Annotated in this window: 15 protein-coding genes; 8 read left to right on the top strand and 7 right to left on the bottom strand. The window is 68.6% G+C overall.

Features of this window, described 5'->3' with window-relative positions; genetic code table 11:
* The first annotated feature begins 18 nt into the window (after positions 1-18).
* The 3 genes from EYF70_RS15925 (at position 19) to hmpA (ending at position 2,141) form a co-directional block, all read left to right on the top strand.
* Positions 19-255, top strand: coding sequence for a hypothetical protein (locus tag EYF70_RS15925; RefSeq protein WP_131146289.1), 237 nt, complete (start codon positions 19-21; stop codon positions 253-255).
* Positions 256-324: 69 nt separating this feature from the next.
* Positions 325-783, top strand: a complete 459-nt coding sequence (locus EYF70_RS15920) for an RrF2 family transcriptional regulator (RefSeq protein WP_131146288.1) — start codon at positions 325-327, stop codon at positions 781-783.
* A 164-nt stretch (positions 784-947) separates the two neighbouring features.
* Positions 948-2,141 carry an NO-inducible flavohemoprotein gene (hmpA, locus tag EYF70_RS15915; protein WP_131146287.1) on the top strand — a complete coding sequence of 398 codons (1,194 nt, stop codon included), beginning with the start codon at positions 948-950 and terminating at the stop codon, positions 2,139-2,141.
* Positions 2,142-2,163: 22 nt separating this feature from the next.
* On the opposite strand, the gene EYF70_RS15910 is transcribed toward hmpA, so the two are convergent.
* Positions 2,164-2,997: an HDOD domain-containing protein gene (locus EYF70_RS15910; RefSeq protein ID WP_131146286.1), complete on the bottom strand. Its 834-nt coding sequence runs from the start codon at positions 2,995-2,997 to the stop codon at positions 2,164-2,166.
* 114 nt (positions 2,998-3,111) lie between these two features.
* Positions 3,112-4,395 carry a D-amino acid dehydrogenase gene (locus EYF70_RS15905; RefSeq protein WP_131146285.1) on the bottom strand — a complete coding sequence of 428 codons (1,284 nt, stop codon included), beginning with the start codon at positions 4,393-4,395 and terminating at the stop codon, positions 3,112-3,114.
* 113 nt (positions 4,396-4,508) lie between these two features.
* Here EYF70_RS15905 and EYF70_RS15900 point away from each other — a divergent pair, with 113 nt between their 5' ends.
* Positions 4,509-5,000 (top strand): Lrp/AsnC ligand binding domain-containing protein, encoded by a 492-nt coding sequence (locus EYF70_RS15900; protein ID WP_131146284.1) that lies wholly within the window; start codon positions 4,509-4,511, stop codon positions 4,998-5,000.
* 13 nt (positions 5,001-5,013) lie between these two features.
* Here EYF70_RS15900 and EYF70_RS15895 read toward each other — a convergent pair whose 3' ends face one another.
* Complete coding sequence (locus tag EYF70_RS15895) at positions 5,014-7,794, bottom strand: hypothetical protein (protein ID WP_131146283.1); 2,781 nt, start codon at positions 7,792-7,794, stop codon at positions 5,014-5,016.
* Positions 7,795-7,956: 162 nt separating this feature from the next.
* Between EYF70_RS15895 and EYF70_RS15890 the strand changes: the two genes are divergently transcribed.
* The 3 genes from EYF70_RS15890 to EYF70_RS15880 all read left to right on the top strand — a co-directional run bounded on the left by EYF70_RS15890 (position 7,957) and on the right by EYF70_RS15880 (position 12,363).
* Positions 7,957-9,546: a hypothetical protein gene (locus tag EYF70_RS15890; RefSeq protein ID WP_131146282.1), complete on the top strand. Its 1,590-nt coding sequence runs from the start codon at positions 7,957-7,959 to the stop codon at positions 9,544-9,546.
* A 131-nt stretch (positions 9,547-9,677) separates the two neighbouring features.
* Positions 9,678-10,967, top strand: a complete 1,290-nt coding sequence (locus EYF70_RS15885; protein ID WP_131146281.1) for an NAD(P)/FAD-dependent oxidoreductase — start codon at positions 9,678-9,680, stop codon at positions 10,965-10,967.
* 85 nt (positions 10,968-11,052) lie between these two features.
* A complete protein-coding gene (locus tag EYF70_RS15880; RefSeq protein ID WP_131146280.1) occupies positions 11,053-12,363 on the top strand; it encodes a TetR/AcrR family transcriptional regulator in 1,311 nt (436 codons plus the stop codon).
* Between the two features lie 168 nt (positions 12,364-12,531).
* On the opposite strand, the gene EYF70_RS15875 is transcribed toward EYF70_RS15880, so the two are convergent.
* The 3 genes from EYF70_RS15875 to EYF70_RS15865 all read right to left on the bottom strand — a co-directional run bounded on the left by EYF70_RS15875 (position 12,532) and on the right by EYF70_RS15865 (position 15,198).
* Complete coding sequence (locus EYF70_RS15875; protein WP_131146279.1) at positions 12,532-13,239, bottom strand: hypothetical protein; 708 nt, start codon at positions 13,237-13,239, stop codon at positions 12,532-12,534.
* Positions 13,240-13,247: 8 nt separating this feature from the next.
* Positions 13,248-14,195, bottom strand: a complete 948-nt coding sequence (locus tag EYF70_RS15870; RefSeq protein ID WP_131146278.1) for a 5'/3'-nucleotidase SurE — start codon at positions 14,193-14,195, stop codon at positions 13,248-13,250.
* Between the two features lie 301 nt (positions 14,196-14,496).
* Complete coding sequence (locus tag EYF70_RS15865) at positions 14,497-15,198, bottom strand: sensor histidine kinase (protein ID WP_131146277.1); 702 nt, start codon at positions 15,196-15,198, stop codon at positions 14,497-14,499.
* A gap of 156 nt (positions 15,199-15,354) precedes the next feature.
* Here EYF70_RS15865 and EYF70_RS15860 point away from each other — a divergent pair, with 156 nt between their 5' ends.
* On the top strand, positions 15,355-15,879 hold the full coding sequence (locus EYF70_RS15860) for a hemerythrin domain-containing protein (protein ID WP_131146276.1): 525 nt from the start codon (positions 15,355-15,357) through the stop codon (positions 15,877-15,879).
* Between the two features lie 45 nt (positions 15,880-15,924).
* Here EYF70_RS15860 and EYF70_RS15855 read toward each other — a convergent pair whose 3' ends face one another.
* A complete protein-coding gene (locus EYF70_RS15855) occupies positions 15,925-17,586 on the bottom strand; it encodes a response regulator (protein ID WP_131146275.1) in 1,662 nt (553 codons plus the stop codon).
* Positions 17,587-17,588: the final 2 nt, after the last annotated feature.

Below are 17,588 nucleotides of genomic sequence, written 5' to 3'. Positions count from 1 at the left end.
GCGCGCTAGACTGGCGCCATGAAACGCTATCGCAATCTCGAAGGCCATTCCGGCGTGGTTGCCTACGATATCCTGCCGGAAGCGATCGCCGTGAAATTCAGCGGCGGCGACGTGTACGACTACACGTACCGCGCCACCGGGCGCGCCCGCGTGGAAACCATGAAGGCGCTGGCCGAGGCGGGCAGGGGGCTGTCGACATTCATCTCGCGCTACGTGCGCGACGACTACGAGCGCAAGCACGAGGGCAGGCACTAGCTTTCCCCGGCCGCCGCGGCACGGCAGGCGCGCCACCGCTATAATGGCGGTGCCGTTCGCCCCCATGCCATGAGACTGACCACTTTCACCGACTACACGCTGCGTTCCCTGATGTACCTGGGCATGCACCGCGACCGCCTGTCCACCATCCAGGACATCGCGGACCTGCACGGCATCTCGAAGAACCACCTGACCAAGGTGATCCACCAGCTGGGCATGTCCGGCCTGGTCGAGACGGTGCGCGGCCGCAACGGCGGCCTGCGACTGAAGGGGGAACCGGCCGACGTCAATATCGGCGCCGTGGTGCGCGCCAGCGAATCGGACTTCCACATGGCCGAATGCTTCGATCCGGCCGGCGGCGGCTGCGCCTTCGCCGGCGCCTGCGGCCTGCAGGGCAAGCTGCGCGAAGCCACCGAGGCCTTCCTGGCGGTGCTCGACGGCGTCACGCTGGCCGACCTGCTGCCCGGCGCGCGCCGCCAGGAACACGCGATCCTGATGCACCTGCCGGAACGCCGGCCCGCGCCCTGACCGGCTCACTGGCCGGCTCTTTCACCGGCTCTTTCACCGGCTCTTTCACCGGCTCCCGTTGCCTGCCTGACACCTGGGACATTTTGTCCAATTCTTCCGGCGGCCTTAAAGATGCAAAATAAATGCATCTTTTAAACGAACACCGAAACCCAAGGGAGAACTCCATGCTGTCCGCCGAACACCGTGCCATCGTTACCGCCACCGTCCCCATCCTGGAAGTGGGCGGCGAGGCGCTGACCCGCCATTTCTACCCGATCCTGTTCCGCGACTACCCGCAGGTGAAGCCGTACTTCAACCAGGCGCACCAGGCCGACGGCGCGCAGCCGCGCGCACTGGCCAACGCCGTGCTGATGTATGCGAAAAACATCGACCGGCTCGAAGCGCTGGGGCCGCTGGTGGGCCAGATCGTCGCCAAGCACGTGGCGCTGAACATCCTGCCGGAACACTATCCGATGGTGGGCGCCAGCCTGCTGCAGGCGATCCGCGAAGTGCTGGGCGCGGAAGTGGCGACCGACGCCGTGATCGACGCCTGGGCCGCCGCCTACGGCCAGCTGGCCGACCTGCTGATCGGCGCCGAGGGGCAGACCTATGCGGCGATGAAGGCGGCACCGGGCGGCTGGAACGGCCTGCGCCGCTTCGTGGTGGCCGGCAAGCGCCGCGAGAGCGACGAGATCACGACGTTCGTGTTCCGTCCCGAGGATGGCGGCGCGGTGCTCGATTTCCAGCCGGGCCAGTACATCGGCCTGCGCGCCGTGGTGGACGGGGTCGACCAGCGCCGCAACTACTCGCTGTCGGCCGCGCCGAACGGCAAGACCTACCAGATCAGCGTGAAGCGCGAGCGGGGCGGGGCGATGTCGAACCACCTGCACGATGCGGTGGGCGAGGGCGACGTGGTGGAACTGCTGCCGCCGTCCGGCGTGTTCACGCTGGCACCGGCCGGCAGCCGGCCGATCGTCTTCATCAGCGGCGGCGTCGGCATCACGCCCACGCTGGCCATGCTGCCGGCGGCGCTGGCGAGCGGGCGCGAGGTGCACTTCATCCATGCCGCGCGCCACGGCGGCGTGCATGCGTTCCGCGCGCATGTCGATGAACTGGCCAGCCGCTACCCGCAACTGCGCCGGCGCTACGTGTATGCGGAACACGCCGGCCAGCAGCCCGGCCATCCCGCGCCGGATGCCGTGGGCCTGCTCGACAGCGAGCGCCTGGCGGCCTGGCTGCCGGCAACGCGCGACGTGGATGCGTATTTCCTCGGCCCGCAGCCGTTCATGAAAGTGGTGAAGCGTTCGCTGCGCGAACTGGGCGTGCCGGAAAGCCAGATGTACTACGAGTTCTTCGGCCCGGCCGCGGCGCTGGAGTAAGCGCCCGCGGGCGCCGGCGCGGTCAGACGAGCAGCGCCGCCGTCATGGCCGTGGCGTCGCGCTCGGCCTCGTCGAGCATGCCGGCGGCCATTTCCTCGTCGATGAACAGGTCGACCACGGACTCGGATTGCGGCAGTTCTTCGCGCGGCTGCGCCAGCGGCGAATCGACCGGGGCGAAGTGGTTCGCCAGCAGCAGCGTGTCGAGCAGGCTTTCCGGCGGCACGCCGAGGAAGCCGTCGCGCAGGCCTTCGATGGCGGCGGCCACTTCTTCCGGGATGGCCAGCTTGTTCATCACCTCGCGCGTGATGATCTCCTCGCTGGCGGGTTGCCAGTTGTCCGGGTCGGGATCGAGCAGGCCGGGGAATTCGTCGGCGCGCGACAACAGGTAGAAGCCGCCCACCTCGTGCACGATGCCGGCGAACAGCGCGGTGTCTCCGTTCACCTCGGTCACGTCGCGCGCGATGATGCGTGCCAGGCACGCCACATAGACGCAGTGCTGCCACAGCTGTTCAGCCTTGGCGCGCACGGCGGGATCGACGATCTTGGCGCCGAACTGGCGCACCACCATGGCGGCGGCCAGCGCATACAGATTATGGTAGCCCACGCGCGTGATCGCGGCGCGCACATTGGCGACGGTGCTGCCCGAGCGGTTGAACATGGCCGAATTGGCGAGCGCGACGGTGCGAGCCGCCAGCTGCGGCTCGGCCAGCACGAGGCGGATCGCCTCGTCGATGGGGGTTTCCGGGTTTTCGAGTGCCAGCTGCACCCGCAACGCTGCGTTGACGCTCGTGGGGAACACCAGGTCTCCCCTGATCGCCAGCGCGGCGATATGCCCGAAGGCTTCCAGTTTATTCATGGCGGAATTATACGCACGCGCTACATCCCGCACAATCGAGCCCGGGAGTGTCGCGCGCCGGCATCCCGCCGCGCGGGAGGGGCGTGGCGTGCCGGCGATCGCCCGGCTGGCGTGTCAGGCGCCGGCCAGCTGCGGCTGGCGCATGCCGCCGGCGCGCTGGTAGCGCTCCACCGACAGGTCGTCGGCGCGGATCGCCGGGCGCCGGGCGGACATGATGTCGGCCAGCAGTTGCGCCGAACCGCACGACATGGTCCAGCCCAGCGTGCCATGGCCGGTGTTGACGAACAGGTTGGCCAGGGGCGTGCGGCCGACCACCGGCGTGCCGTCCGGCGTCATCGGGCGCAGGCCGGTCCAGAACGACGCCTTCGCGGTGTCGCCGGCGCCGGGGAACAGGTCGTTGACCACCATCTCCAGCGTGGCGCGGCGGCGCGGGTTCAGGCGCTTGTCGTAGCCCGCGATCTCGGCCATGCCGCCGACGCGGATCCGGTCGTCGAAGCGCGTCACGGCGATCTTGTAGGTCTCGTCCAGGATCGTCGAGGCCGGTGCCCGCTGCGCGTTCACGATCGGTACCGTGATCGAGTAGCCCTTCAGCGGATAGACGGGCAGGTCGACGATGCCGCGCAGCAGCGGCGTCGAGTAGGCGCCCAGGGCCACCACGAACGAATCGGCGGTGACCAGTTCGCCGGCGCATTGCACGCCGCGTACTTCGCCGCCGGCCACGTCGAGGCCTTCGATATCGACGTTGTAGCGGAATTGCACGCCCAGTTCCTGCGCCATGGCGGTCAGGCGGGTAGTGAACAGCTGGCAGTCGCCCGTCTCGTCGTTCGGCAGGCGCAGCCCGCCCACCAGGCGCTCGCTGGCGATGCCCGGCTCGGCCGACAGCAGCTCGCGCGCGCCCAGCAGTTCGTAGGGCACCCCGGTTTCTTCCAGCACCGCGATATCCTTGGCCGCGTCATCCATCTGCTTCTGCGTGCGGAACAGCTGGGTGGTGCCCTGCTGGCGGCCTTCGTAGGCGATGCCGGTGGCGGCGCGCAGCGCCTTGAAGCAGTCGCGGCTGTACTCGGCCAGCCGCACCATGCGTTCCTTGTTGACGGCATAACTGTCGGCGTTGCAGTTGCGCAGCATCTGCCACATCCATTGCAGCTGGAACAGCGTGCCGTCGGGCGAGATCCACAGCGGCGCGTGGCGCTGCATCATCCACTTCACGGCTTTCAGCGGGATGCCCGGCGCGGCCCACGGCGACGCGTAGCCGGGCGAGATCTGGCCCGCGTTGGCGAAGCTGGTTTCCAGGGCAGGCCCCGGCTGGCGGTCCAGCACGGTCACGGAATGGCCGGCGCGGGCCAGGTAATACGCCGTTGTGACGCCGATAACGCCGCTGCCCAGGATGACTACGCGCATGGATGCCTCGAATATAAGAATTGGTATGGAAAATTGCGTGGGTCTTTCGCCTATGGTAAGTTTTGTTCGGTAGTGGTTGTTACTATATATCGCATCAAAAACAGGAAAAAGTCATGCGTACCCAAATACAGTCCGTGCGTACCCTGGACAAGCTCGACCGCAAGATCCTGCGCATCCTGCAAGACGACGGCCGCATCTCGATGAAGGACCTGTCGGAACAGGTGGGCCTGTCGGTCACGCCGGCGATCGAACGTGTCAAGCGCATGGAGCGCGATGGCGTGATCACCGGCTACCATGCGCGCCTGAATCCGGCCGCCATCGGCGCCACGCTGCTGGTGTTCGTGGAAATCACGCTGAACCAGAAATCGGCCAGCCACTTCGAGCAGTTCCGCCGCGAGGTGCTGCGCATCCCCGAGGTGCAGGAATGCCACCTGGTCTCGGGCGATTTCGATTACCTGATCAAGGCGCGCATCCACGAAATGGCCGAGTACCGCAAGCTGCTGGGCGACATGCTGTTGAACCTGCCGGGCGCCGCCCAGTCGAAAAGCTATGTGGTGATGGAGGAGATCAAGGAAACGCTGGTGCTGGCCACGGAAGCTTCCTGAGCGTCCCCGGCGCTCAGTAAAGCGTGTCCGGCCACAGTGTGACTTTCACATGGTGGTGGTGGTTCACCTGCGGGAAGTAGCTGAGATTGCTCCAGGTGCCGGTGCCCAGGTCGAACGGCATCCCGTCGACCGTCACGCGGCCCGTGGTCAGCAGCCGGGCGCCCCAGTCGGCACCGGCGATGCCCGCCGAGTCCGGCCCACCCAGGATATAGCCGACCGCGGCGACGTCCGCCTGCGACAGCCGGTCGATGCCGGCGCGGCTGGCCACGATCCACGCCTTCACTTCCGCCGCCGCGGCCTTGCCAAGGGCGACTTCGGCGGCATTCGCGCTGCGCTGCAGGCGCAGCTCGCGCAGGCGAGCGACCAGCTGGCGGTAGTTCGACGCGCCGCTTTCGGCATCCGCGCCGGCGAACTGGTGGAAATGGTACATGTGGAATTCCATGCCGTCGGCGTGGCCGGCGTGGCCCAGGTCCAGCCCGTGTTCGCCGGAGAAGTCGTCGACCCGGGTCAGCAGGCCCTCGTTCTGCTCCAGCCAGCGCAGCGTGCGGTCGGCAGCCCAGTCGTCGCCGCCCGGTTCGCGCATGCCGTAGCGTGGCAGGTGCGCGGGGGCGCGCCACAGGGGCCACCTGGCCGTTTCGATCCGCTCGGCGGTCAGCGCGGTGCCATCTTCGGCCGTGGCGGCCACGGTGACCCGGTACTGCGTCGGCCGCGGGTTACGGAATGCGTGCAGGTCCTGGTCCGGTTCGGCACGGTAGGTCAGGACGCTGTCGATCAGGGCGCCATGGGTCAGGGTGCCATGCATCAGGGCACCATCCACGGGCACGCCGGCGCCCGGCGCCTGGTCCAGCACCGTGACGGGATCCCAGCCGTCACCCCAGTCGAGCTGGACCTTCACATTGCCGAGCACCGCACCGGCCGGCTTGCCGGTGACGATGCGCATGGGCCGCTGGAACAGGTTGGCCGTGCCGGCGGCCGGCAGGCTGACCTGCCGGTTCGCGGCCGGGCCGGAGGCGGAGACGTCGGCCAGCGTCAGCGCCTCGATCGTCAGCGCCGTGCCGCTGCGCAGCGATGCCGCGATGCGCATGGGCTGGTACCAGGCATTGTCTTGCACGCCATAGGCCTGCAGCGTCAGTTCGATGTCGCCGTCGCGCGTCAGGTCGGCCACGTCGAGCTGACGCTCGATCCAGCCGGTCGTGGTGCTGGAATTGGTGCTGATGAATTCGTGCCACTGCGCGCCGACCTGGCGGTGCAGGTCGAACAGCGGCGTGCCCGCGGGGCCGGCCAGCACGCGCACGCCCCATCCGTTGGCGGCCAGGCCGCCGAACTCCCTGACCATCGGCATGTAGCCCAGCGTTACCCTGGCGGTTCCCTGCCGGACCAGCAGCGCCGCGGTCTGCGACGCGCCATCGCCGTCGGCGGCTTCGACGTCGAGTGCCACCGCGGATGCGGCCGGGTCCGCGGCCACATGTTCCGGCGCCTGGCCCAGGTCGAACGCGCTGGTCAGCTTCAGGGTCACGGGCTGGGACTCCGATTCGGGGGCGGCGGCGGCGGCCAGGTAGTGCCGGCCATTGCGCTGCGCTTCGGCCGAGACTTCGAACTGGCCGAAGGAAGCGGCCGGGAAGGTGAAGCTGCCGTCGGCATTCGTCACCGTGGTGAGGATCGCGCTGTAGGTGCCGAGCAGGGACAGGCGGCCGACGACGGTGATGCCGCCCAGGTCGAGTCCCGGATCGGACGGGGGCGGGACCAGCTTGCCCGTCCTGGCGGCCAGCGCGGTGCGCAAGGCAAGCCGCGCCCGGTAGGCGTTGCCGGCCGCGTCGAAGGCGGTCACCACCAGGTTCGTGGACGACCTCCCGATGGCGAAGCCAAGCGTGCGCAGGTTGGTGCAGCGGATCGTGCCATCCGGATTGAGCGCGAAGTGTTCGGTGAGCCGGAAGGCGCGGCCGCCGCCCGGCACGTGCACGGCATCGACGCTTGCCAGTTGCGTGAGGCGGACCGTGCTGCCGTCCTGGGCAATGAAGCGGCCGGTGAGCTTTGCAGCGCCGGCCGGGATGATCGATTGCACCGTCTCGTCGAAGCGGAAGGCTGCCTCTTCGTAGACTTCGCCTTCCTCGGCCAGGATCACGTCGGCGCTGTTGGCGCTACCAGCGATCAGGCCGAGATGGGCGATGCCGGTGCTGGTCGGCGCCTGGCGCGCGGCGACCGCCTGCTGGCCCAGCGGCACCAGCACGGTTGCCTGGCTGTCCGCGTCCGTCACGGCGCGCACCACGCCATCGACCACGATGGCCACGCCCGCACCGGCAGCGACGCCGCGCGGATTGGCCGTGTCGCCGGAAAAGCGCCAGGCGGTGACCGTCAGGGGCACACTGTTTTCCGGCGTCAGCAGCGTGCCCGAGGCCGTTACCTGATAGGTGAAGGGCAGGCGGCGCGGGTTGACGAAACGGACGGGCACGGCAATGGCGGCACCGGGCGCCAGGATGCCTTGCGGCAGTGCCACGTCGATGTCGACTTCCAGCGTGCGGTGCACCCTCGCCGGATGGGTGACGGCGACACCGGGGGCGGACAGCTTGCCGACCGTGAGCGTGAACGGGGCGGCGATCGGATGGGGCGAGGCATTGGTGATCGTGACAAGGCTGTCCGACACGGTGGCGGTGGCGTTCAGCACCGGGACGCTGGCGTCGATGGCGACATGCGGGGCCAGGTCGTGCGCCTGGGCCGCGCCCAGCAGGCCGGCCAGGGCGAAGGCGCCCAGCAGGCGGGCAGCCGAACGGCGGGCGCCGGCGAATAGTTCGAGCATGTGGTTCTCCGGAAGGGATTGGCGAGAGGTTCATCATATTGCCGTACAGCATCAGTGCTTTAAGGAAACTCAACAGCGGGCCGGACGCAGCGCAAGCGTGCCGGGCGTGGATGGCTTCCGCTAGAATGTTCAAAAGGCATCGCAGACCACCAGGGGACCGCCGTGAACCACACCGCAACGTCGCAAGTCACGCCCGCCGCGCCGGAATACACGCTGAAATTGCGCACCCTCGACGAGCACTTGTGCACCGACCAGAGCTTTGCCTCGGCGCTGGCGCGCCTGCTCGGCGCGCTGGCGGTGGGCGAGGACGGCGCGATGACGCTGGCGCAGTTCGCCGCGGTGACCGACCTGTCCGCCGAAGGCAAGGCATCGGCCGTGTTCACCGCACTGGTGCTGAACGCGATCGAGTCGGGCGTGACGGTCGACTGGGCCGCCAATGCGCTGTCGCGCAGCAGTGGTTCGGTGGAACCGTCGGCGCGGGAAGCGGCGTTCGCGATGATGAAACCGCTGCTGGCGCTGCAGGGCAGGCGTGCCCGCCCGCTGGCCGTGAAGGCGGCGCGCGCGCTCGGCATCCGCCTGGTGCCGGACCATTACTACGGCTTGCCGCCGGAAGAAGAGCGCCGGCTGCTGAACAATCTGGGCACGCAGGCGCGCAAGCTGGTCAGGGGCAGGGGACTGGTCGACGCGGTGGCCGATTTCGGCCGCAGCACGGGCCAGGTCGAGCTGCTCGACCATGCGCGCGGCTTCAACGGCGGCATGATGACCCAGGAACAGTTGCGCGACGTGGTGCAGGGCGCCGTCGACACGATCGCGCAGGGCATCGCCACCTACCAGGAAAAGGCGGCGCTGCCGCTGCAGGGCGATGCGGAAGCCAGCGCCCTGTCGGCCACCGCGGACCAGCTGCGCCAGCAGGTGCTGCAGCGGCTGGCGCTGGTGGATGCGCGCATCGCCTACGAACGCCGCATGCTGTGGCAGGACATCGACGACGCCGTGCACGATGCCGGCAACGCGATCGAAGTGGCGATCGCCGAGCGGCTCGACAGCGAGCCATGGAAGGATGAACAGGTGTGGTCCGGCATTGCGCGCGACCAGTTCGCCCGCGAGATGGAACACCGGCTCGACCGCGTGGCGCGCCGCAAGCAGGAAGCGCTGGACCTGCTGCATCACGATTTGAAACTGTTCCAGGCCGACATGCGGATCACCCAGGCCGATGCGTTCAAGCGCCAGCACCATGCCGCGCTGGCCCGGCTCATGCCGCGGCTGCGCATCGGCACGCGCCTCGTCAACAGTGTCGATACGGCGGCCAACCTCACGCTGATGGGCAGCGCGGTGGCGGCCGCCGGCACCAGCACCGCCGCCTATCTGTTCGGCGTGGCCGTCGTGGTGCCGGTGGTGGCGCCGGTGGTGCCGTTCGTCGGCGGCGCCGTGCTGCTGGCGTCCGCGTTCAAGTGGGCCACCGATACGAACAAGCGCAAGCGCGAGGAAATCCGCGACAAGCGCCGCGTGTTCGAGGAAGAATTGCGGCGCCGCCTGAAGGAAGCAGAACAGGGCTTCGTGGCGCAGCTGGACCGCATCGGCGGCGCCTTCTACGAATCGGCCAGCGCCCTGCTGACGCCGCTGATGCTGGAAGCCGAGGCGGCCGCCCGCATCGCCGGCGTGCGCAAGCGCATCGCCGACAAGGTGATCGCGCAGGCGCAGGGCGCCATCGGGCAGTTGCAGGCCGCGCTGGCGGCCGCAGCGCCGCTGGGATAACGCCATCCCTCGTCTTGTGGCGGGCAGCCCGCGCTCTCCAACGGTTAAGTTCGCCTGCGCACCTACGCGCGCTCGGCATCCCGCATACAATGGCAAGCGATGTCTTCCATTTACATTGCGAGGAGAGCCGTTTGCAGAGCAAATACGTGATCGTGGGAGGCGGAGCGGGCGGCCTGGAACTGGCCTGCAAGCTGGGCCGCAAGCTGGGGCCGGGCAAGGTGACGCTGGTGGACAGCCGGCTGTACCACATCTGGAAACCGTCGCTGCACGAGGTGGCGGCCGGCACGCTGGACATCCACGCCGAAGGCCTGTCGTACCAGATGCTGGCGCATGACAACGGCTTTACCTACGTGTACGGCGCGCTGGAAGCACTCGATGCCCAGGCGCGCACCATCACGGTGTCGCCGATCGAGACGCCGGCCGGGGAAACCGTGCTGCCGGCACGCACCATCGGGTATGCCTCGCTGGTGCTCGCGGTGGGCAGCACGTCGAACTACTTCGGCGTGCCGGGCGCCGCCGAACATACCATTTCATTGAACGGCACCGAGGATGCGGAACGCTTCCGCCTCACGCTGCTGAAACTGCTGGCCAAGGCGGCCACGGAAAAGGCCGGGCAGGGCGTCGACATCGTCATCATCGGCGGCGGCGCCACCGGCGTGGAGCTGGCGGCCGAACTGCGCGAGGCCAGCGGCGTGTATGCCGCGTACGGCTTCGGCGACCTGAAGCCGCTGCGCGACGTGCGCATCACCATCATCGAAGGCGCGCCGCGCATCCTCGCGCCGCTGCCGGAGCGCGTGTCCGCCGCCGCCGCGGGCTTGCTGGCCGAGCGGGGCGTGCGCGTGCTGACCGATACGCGCGTGACGCTGATCGACGCGGACCAGGTCACCGTGCAGAAGGGCGACGTCTACCCGTCCGACATCGTGGTCTGGGCGGCGGGCATCAAGGCGCCGGACCTGCTGAAGAACCTGGGCTTGCCGACCGTGAAGGGCGGCCAGCTCGATGTGACCGGCGAACTGGTGGTGAAGGGTTTTCCCGACATCTACGCTCTGGGCGATTGCGCGCTGTGCATCGGTGCCGATGGCAAGCCCGTGCCGCCGCGCGCCCAGGCCGCGCACCAGCAGGCCGATTACCTGCTCGATGCGCTGCTGCGGCGCGAGCGCGGCCAGCCGCCGCTGGGCAAGCCCTACGCGTACCGCGATTACGGCTCGCTGGTGTCGTTCGGCCAGCAGACCTCGGTCGGCAGCCTGATGGGTTCGCTGCAGGGCAGGAACTGGTTCGTCGAGGGCTTTTTCGCGCGGATGATGTATGCCAGCCTGCACCTGATGCACCACCAGGCGATCATGGGCACGCTGCGCACCGGCGTGCTGGCGCTGGCGCGCTTCCTGATCAAGCGCAGCACGCCGATGGTCAAGCTGCATTGAGGCCGGGGCATGGCGCGGCGCTGCCCGCCGTGCCCGTGCCCATGCTCTACAATCGGCCCGTCAGCCATTACGCCACGAGTTTCCCTTGATCGAGCCGGTCGCCGCATCAGACACCGCACCAGACGCCGCAAACAGTGCCGCAACCTCCGCCGCACACCCCGCACCGCCGTCCAGGCGCAAGACGCCCCAGCCCGGAGACCTGCTGGCCGCGGCCTGCCGCATCGTCGACGCCGGCGGACTGGCCGGGCTGACGCTGCGCCCCCTGGCGAAAACGCTGGGGGTGTCGGTCACGGTGCTGACCAATCACTACGGCGGGCGCGCCGACATCCTGGCGGCCATCTGCCGGGCGGCGGCCGAACGCGATGCGGCGCTGCTCGACGGCTGGCGCTCCATGCTGGCCGCGCTGGGCGCCTTGCCGCCGGGCGTCGCCGCCAGCCTGGCCGAGGCGATCCTGGACGACCTGTCGACCAGCGGGCGCGGATTGTCGGTGCTGTACCTGGAATGCCTGCATGCGTGCACCTGGGACGCTGCGCTGCGCCCGGGGTTCGCCGGGTGGGCCGGCCTGCGGCGCGCGTTCTGGGATGATTTCGCCGGCCGGGCGGGGTTGCCGGCGCCGCTGCTGGCATGCGGCTGGTGGCATGGCTATGCGATCGCGGAGCTGGCCTACGGCATGGCGCTCGATGGCGACGCATCGTACCGGTTGTTGCGCCGGCTGGGCGTGCAGCGCCTGTTTGCCGGCGCGGTGGCGGGGCCGGATGCCGCCGATGGCATCCTGTTCGGCATGCTGCGCGAACGGCTGTGCCGCGACGACATCGGCCATGACCTCGGCGGCGATGCGGGCAAGCTGGGCGAGGCAGGCGGGCCCGCCTGGGCGGCCCAGGCCGCGCGCGCCTGCGGCATGCAGCTGGCGGAGCGGGGCGTCGATGGCTTGACGCACCGGGCCGTCGCCGCCGCGATCGGCATCGCTCATACCACCCTCAGCTACCGGTTTCCCACCCAGCGCGACCTGGTCATCGCGGGGCTGGCGTACATCGCCCGCCATATCCGCGCCGCGGTGGAGGCCGACAGCCTGGCGGAATTGCAGCGGCGGCGCACCGTGGCGGACGGTCCCCGGCTCGACCTGGCGCGCGCCAGCTTCGCCGTGGCCCTTGCCGCCGCCCGCCTGCCGGAGCTGGCGCGCCATACCGGCACCATGCGCGGCCGGCGCGGCGCCAACCTGGCGACCGTGTTCGCCAGGTACCTGCCGGAGGCGCGCGGCATCGATCCGCTATGCGCCCAGGTGATTTCGCTGGGCCTGACAGGGCTGACGAACACCCTGCCGCCCGGCACCGGGGCCGACGAAGCCGTTGCCGCGGCCTACCGCGCCGCCGGCGAGTGGCTGCGCGGCAGGGGCTGACACTAATGCCGCTAAGTTAGGCGTCCTCCGGCACATTGAAAGCGCACGTATTCACCCCGACTGCGAAGAGCTGGGGTCAGACCCGGCGGGTCTGACCCCGGAATTTGCCCTTGGGGTGGGTCTAATTGAATGGCATTTGGCGCTCACACCGGCTTGGCGGCGGGAAACCTATTCCCGGAACGCCCACAGATCGACCGGCGCCGACTTGCCGGGCGCCACCAGGCGGAAGGCGGCCGGCGCATGGTCCGTGTCGGCCACCAGGTAACCGTCCGACTGCGCCGGCAAGTCGCCGCAACCCGCCGTGGCGAGCGTCAGCTTCAACGCGTTCGGCAGCACCGAAGGCGCGACCTTGCCGGTCAGCTTGCAGGCGGTGCCGCCCGCCACGAGATCGCCGCCAGCGGTCACGCTGAACAGCGCCACCGTCCGGTCGGCGAGGCGCACGGCATAGCTGCCGGCAAAAGGCGCGACGGCCAGCGCGGCCGCCGGGATGGCGTTGCTGTTCAGCAGCTCCACCGTGGTGCCCGCGGCGCTGCCCGGCGCGCCCTGCCAGCCGCCGTTGCCGTCGCGCCGGTACATGGCGCTGGCCTGGCCGGCGCTGTCGTCGAGCACGAGCAGGCGGCTGCCGTCCGCGCCGCCATAGTACGTGCCGCTGGAGGGATTGGCCGCGTCGCCGGTGGCCACCGCATAGGCGCCCGGCGCCAGTTCGGTCACCGTGAGCGCGGGCGGGGCGGGTTCTTCGGGCTGGTCATCGCTGCTGCCGCATGCGCTGAGCAACAGTAGCGGCAGCAGTGGCAGCAGCAGTGTCGAGCGCGCGGCGGGCAGCAGGCGGGAGGCGCCGGTCCGGTCGATGGAGGCGTGGGTGATGGCATGGATCATGGCGCGGCTCACTGGGCAAACAGGTCGCGAAGGCGCAGGCGCAGCCACTGCTGGGCGGCGGGACGCTGCTCGTAGCCCACCTGCATCGCGGTGACGGCAACCTTGCTCTTGTACACCAGCGCTTCATCCTCGGCCTGGTCGGCGGTCGGCGCACCGGGCGCGGCGCCGGACAGGCCCCACGGTGCCCCCGTATTGAATTTCAGGCGGTAGGTATCGTAGCTGCCCAGCCGCGCAAATGCCCAGCCCGTGCCGGCGGATGGCGCGTCCGGGAAATTGACATTCAGCGCGATGCCGGCGGGTAGCAGCGGTGCGCTGCCGGCCTTGGCCTGCAACGCGGCGATCAGCTTGCCGGTCAGCTGGGCGACGGTGCGCGACACCGGGTTGGCCAGGCCGGCGTTATCGGCGGTATTGGCGCCCGCGCTGAGGGCGATCGCCGGGATGCCCCGGCCGGCGGCGAACTGCGCATTGCCGATCGTGCCGGAATTGATCACCAGCTTGCCGACGTTCTGGCCCTCGTTCGGGCCGGACAGCACCAGGTCCGGCGCCTTGCCCCAGCGTGCCGGCGCCAGCACGTCGAGGCCGTACATCAGCGCCATGACGGGCGTGCCGTGCACGTAGTGGTAGTCGCCGCCCGTAAAGCCGGCCTTGGTGAACGGGCCCACCGCCGGCGCCCCCAGCGGTGCGGCGCCGTTGTGGCAGCCGCCTTCCGCGTCGACCTGCGTCCTGTCGTTGTCGGCCACGATGGTGGTCGTGCTGTACATGACGATGGCGGAACTGCGGCCGCTCTGGCCGGTGCACGGCACCGCGACGATGACGGAGTGCCCGGCCGCGCGGAGCTCTTCATACAGCGCCTTCACGTTGCTGGTCAGTCCATCGTCGTTGGCGAGCACTATATTGATGGCCAGGGCGGGGCTGGCGCACAGGGCCAGGGCGGCGCCGATTGTCACACGGTTCATAACTTCCTTTCCAGGATTGGCTGATGTCGAGAGCCGCGATGTTAGCCAGCGTTTATGACCCAGTAATTACACATGTACGAATCATGGGTGTAAAGTAGAGCCGAATGAATGAGTTTATATCGGTAGTGGTTCAGAATAAAGACAGTCGTACGAACCGGCATCAAAGATCGGGGGACGCGGCGAGAGATCGCGTGGCCAGCGACGGGCGCGCGCCGGCCGCCGGGCCGGCAGCCAGGTCAGGGGATGTCGTACAGGGGAGGTCGTGCAGGGAAGGGCGCGCCGCGAACGCGGCGCGGATAAGTCAGGCCGCCGGTGGTTTCGGCAGCACGACGGACAGCACCGCGCCGCCGTCGGGGTGGGTCGACAGGGTCAGCACGCCGCCCAGCAGGCGGGCCCGTTCGCGCAGCAGGCGCAGGCCGTACTGGCCGGTGCCGGCCGGCGTGTCGGGCGCCAGGCCGCGGCCGCCGCCCTTGCCATTGTCCCGTACCGTCAACATGATCTCGTCCTCGTTGTCGTCGACCACCACGTCGACCTCGGTGGCGCCGGAATGCGCGGTCACGTTCGACAAGCCCTGTTCCAGCACGCGCAGCAGCACCACGCCGTATTCGCGCGGGCACACCGGCTCTTCCTCGGGCAGGCTGCAGCGGGCCGTCAGCGCGTATTGCTGGGCGAACTGGCTGACCAGTTCCGAGAACGCGACCTTCATGCCGAGGAATTCAAGCTTGTCGTTCCACAGCTTGTGCTGCATCTGCCGGTTGTTCTCGATGATCGTGTGCAGCAGGTTTTTCATCTGCGCCGCGCGGTCGCGCAGCGGCTGGTCCGGCGGCAGCTTGGCCGTCAGCAGGCCCAGGTGCATCGTCAGCGCCGTCAGCGAGGACCCCAGGCTGTCGTGCAGCTGCCGCGCCAGCGCGCGGCGGTCGTTGTCCCAGCTGTTGACCACGTGGCCCAGCAGGTCGGAGAGTTCGGTGGCGCGCTCGCCGGCGTCGTTCAGTTCATCAGGCATGATTGATCTTGGTATGGGGGCCGATATGACAGGGCGGATGATACCTGAGGTTTTTCTAATGTGTCGCACCGGCATTATCGTGTGTTGTCGCACAGTCAGCGCCGGCGGGCGGGCGCACACTGCCTGCACGTTGTCAAACCATTACAAGGAGCAGCCATGAGTGCCACAGCCAAGCCGCGTGATGCCGTCGCCCTGTTGAAACAGGATCATGACGAAGTGAAAGCGATGTTCAAGCAGTATGAAGAGCTGGGCGACCGCGCGTTCGCCAGCAAGCAGAAGCTGGCCGAGAAAATCTGCCTCGAACTGACGAAGCACGCGATCGCCGAGGAAGAGATCTTCTACCCGGCCATGCGCGCCGGGGCCGAGGATGCCGACGACATGATCGACGAGGCAACCGTGGAGCACGCTTCGGCGAAGGACCTGATCGCGCAGATCCACGCGATGGACCCGCACGACGACCTGTACGACGCCAAGGTGAAGGTGCTGGGCGAGTACATCGAGCACCACGTCAAGGAAGAGGAGCAGGAAATGTTCAAGGCCGCCAAGGAAGCGGCCAATGGCAAGCAGCTGGACCTCGTGGCGCTGGGCGAACAGATCCAGGCGCGCAAGGACGAGATCGAGGAAATTCCCGCCATGCCCGTGCCGGGCAAGGTGGTGTATTCCAACCAGCCGGTGGCCTGACCCCGCGGCCCCGGGCCCGGCCCGGGGCGCCGGCCGCGACGACCGCTACGACCGCAGCGCGGCCGGGGCGGCCGGCGCAGCCTGCGCGGTCGCGGCGGCCTCGCCGCTGGTCAGGCTGGCAATGGCCTTCATCAGGCTGTCGATGTCGACCGGTTTCACGAGGTGCATGTCGAAGCCGGCGTCCAGCACGCGGCGCTGGTCTTCCGCCAGCCCGTAGCCGGTCAGCGCGATGAGCCGGATGTGCCGCATGTCCGGATCGGCGCGCAGGCGGCGTGCCACCTCGTAGCCGTCGATGCCCGGCAAGCCGATATCGACCAGCGCCACGCCGGGGCGGTAGTCGCGCGCCACGTCGAGACCCTGCAAGCCATCGGCCGCATGGCGCACCTCGTAGCCATAGCAGGAAAGCATCATCGCCATCATCTCGCGGCCGTCGTCGTTATCTTCGATCAACAGCACGGTGGGCTTGGCCTGTTCGTTTGTTTCCATGATTTGCAAGGTTGGTTCAGTGATTCGTTCGGTGCGCGGGAGGCGGATCAGGAAGGTGCTGCCCTCTCCAGGGCCGGCGCTGTCGGCTTCCACGCCGCCGCCATGCAGTTCGACCAGGCGGCGCACCAGTGCCAGGCCGATGCCGAGCCCGCCCTGGGCCCGGTCCAGCGTGCTCGTGCCCTGCACGAACACGTCGAACACGTGCGGCAGCAGCTCGGCATTGATGCCCACCCCGGTGTCGTGCACCGTGAGCACGACGTCTTCCTCATCCACTTCCAGCAGCACGTCGATGGCGCCGCCGGGCGGGGTGTACTTCAATGCGTTGTCGAGCAAATTCGAGAAGATCTGTTCCAGCCGCGTCACGTCGCCGTCGACCCAGCCGCTCTCCAGTTCCACGTGCACCTCGTAGTCGGCCGTGCGGCCCGTTGTGCGGTAGGTTTCCAGGCAGTTGCGGACCAGCGCGGCCACGTCGACCGGCGCCCGGTTCAGCAGGATCTTGCCGGACATCGCGCGCGACAGGTCGAGCAGGTCATCGACGATGCGGCCCAGGTGCTGGCTCTGGCGCTGGATGATCTTCTTGGCGCGGACCGCCGCGTCGCCCGTCACCGCCGGCAGCCCGAGCAGCGAGGCGGCGCTGCTGATCGCCGACAGGGGATTGCGCAGCTCGTGGCCCAGCATGGCCAGGAACTCGTCCTTGGCGTGGTTCTGCCGCTCGGCCACCTTGCGTTCCTCGATTTCCTGCAAGAGCCGCCGGTTGCTGCTGATGAGATCGGTGGTGCGCTGGTTCAGCTGGCGCGCCTGCCGCTTCAATTCCTCGTTCTTCATGGCCAGCGCCACGAAGACGGAAATCTTGGCGTGCAGGATCTGCGGGATCACGGGGGTGAACAGGAAGTCGGCCGCGCCTTTCTGGTAGGCCTTCAGGCGATCGAGTTCATCGGCCACGAAGGCGGTGATGAAGATGATCGGGATATTGGCCGAGCGGGCGCGCTGGTGGATCGCCTCGGCCGTCTCGAAACCATCCATGCCGGGCATGTTCACGTCGAGCAGGATGACGGCGAAATCATGCATCAGCACTTGCCGCAACGCTTCCTCGCCACTGCGCGCGGCAATGACTTCATAGGATTCCTGGTCGGCCCATTGTGCCAGCAAGCTTGTCAGTGCGAACAGGCTGTTGGCGTCGTCATTCACGACGAGGATTTTTGGTTTGTCTACTTTGGCCACGG

It is taken from the genome of Pseudoduganella albidiflava (assembly GCF_004322755.1).
Classification (GTDB): Bacteria; Pseudomonadota; Gammaproteobacteria; order Burkholderiales; family Burkholderiaceae_D; genus Rugamonas; species Rugamonas albidiflava.
Note: the sequence above shows the minus strand (reverse complement) of the source record. Positions and strands in the feature narration are given on the sequence as shown.

Bases quoted from the DNA above. Each gene is read 5' to 3' on its own strand.
- EYF70_RS15925 (WP_131146289.1), top strand. From the start codon at position 19: ATGAAACGCTATCGCAATCTCGAAGGCCATTCCGGCGTGGTTGCCTAC.
- EYF70_RS15920 (WP_131146288.1), top strand. From the start codon at position 325: ATGAGACTGACCACTTTCACCGACTACACGCTGCGTTCCCTGATGTAC.
- hmpA (WP_131146287.1), top strand. From the start codon at position 948: ATGCTGTCCGCCGAACACCGTGCCATCGTTACCGCCACCGTCCCCATC.
- EYF70_RS15910 (WP_131146286.1), bottom strand. From the start codon at position 2,997: ATGAATAAACTGGAAGCCTTCGGGCATATCGCCGCGCTGGCGATCAGG.
- EYF70_RS15905 (WP_131146285.1), bottom strand. From the start codon at position 4,395: ATGCGCGTAGTCATCCTGGGCAGCGGCGTTATCGGCGTCACAACGGCG.
- EYF70_RS15900 (WP_131146284.1), top strand. From the start codon at position 4,509: ATGCGTACCCAAATACAGTCCGTGCGTACCCTGGACAAGCTCGACCGC.
- EYF70_RS15895 (WP_131146283.1), bottom strand. From the start codon at position 7,794: ATGCTCGAACTATTCGCCGGCGCCCGCCGTTCGGCTGCCCGCCTGCTG.
- EYF70_RS15875 (WP_131146279.1), bottom strand. From the start codon at position 13,239: ATGATCCATGCCATCACCCACGCCTCCATCGACCGGACCGGCGCCTCC.
- EYF70_RS15870 (WP_131146278.1), bottom strand. From the start codon at position 14,195: ATGAACCGTGTGACAATCGGCGCCGCCCTGGCCCTGTGCGCCAGCCCC.
- EYF70_RS15865 (WP_131146277.1), bottom strand. From the start codon at position 15,198: ATGCCTGATGAACTGAACGACGCCGGCGAGCGCGCCACCGAACTCTCC.
- EYF70_RS15860 (WP_131146276.1), top strand. From the start codon at position 15,355: ATGAGTGCCACAGCCAAGCCGCGTGATGCCGTCGCCCTGTTGAAACAG.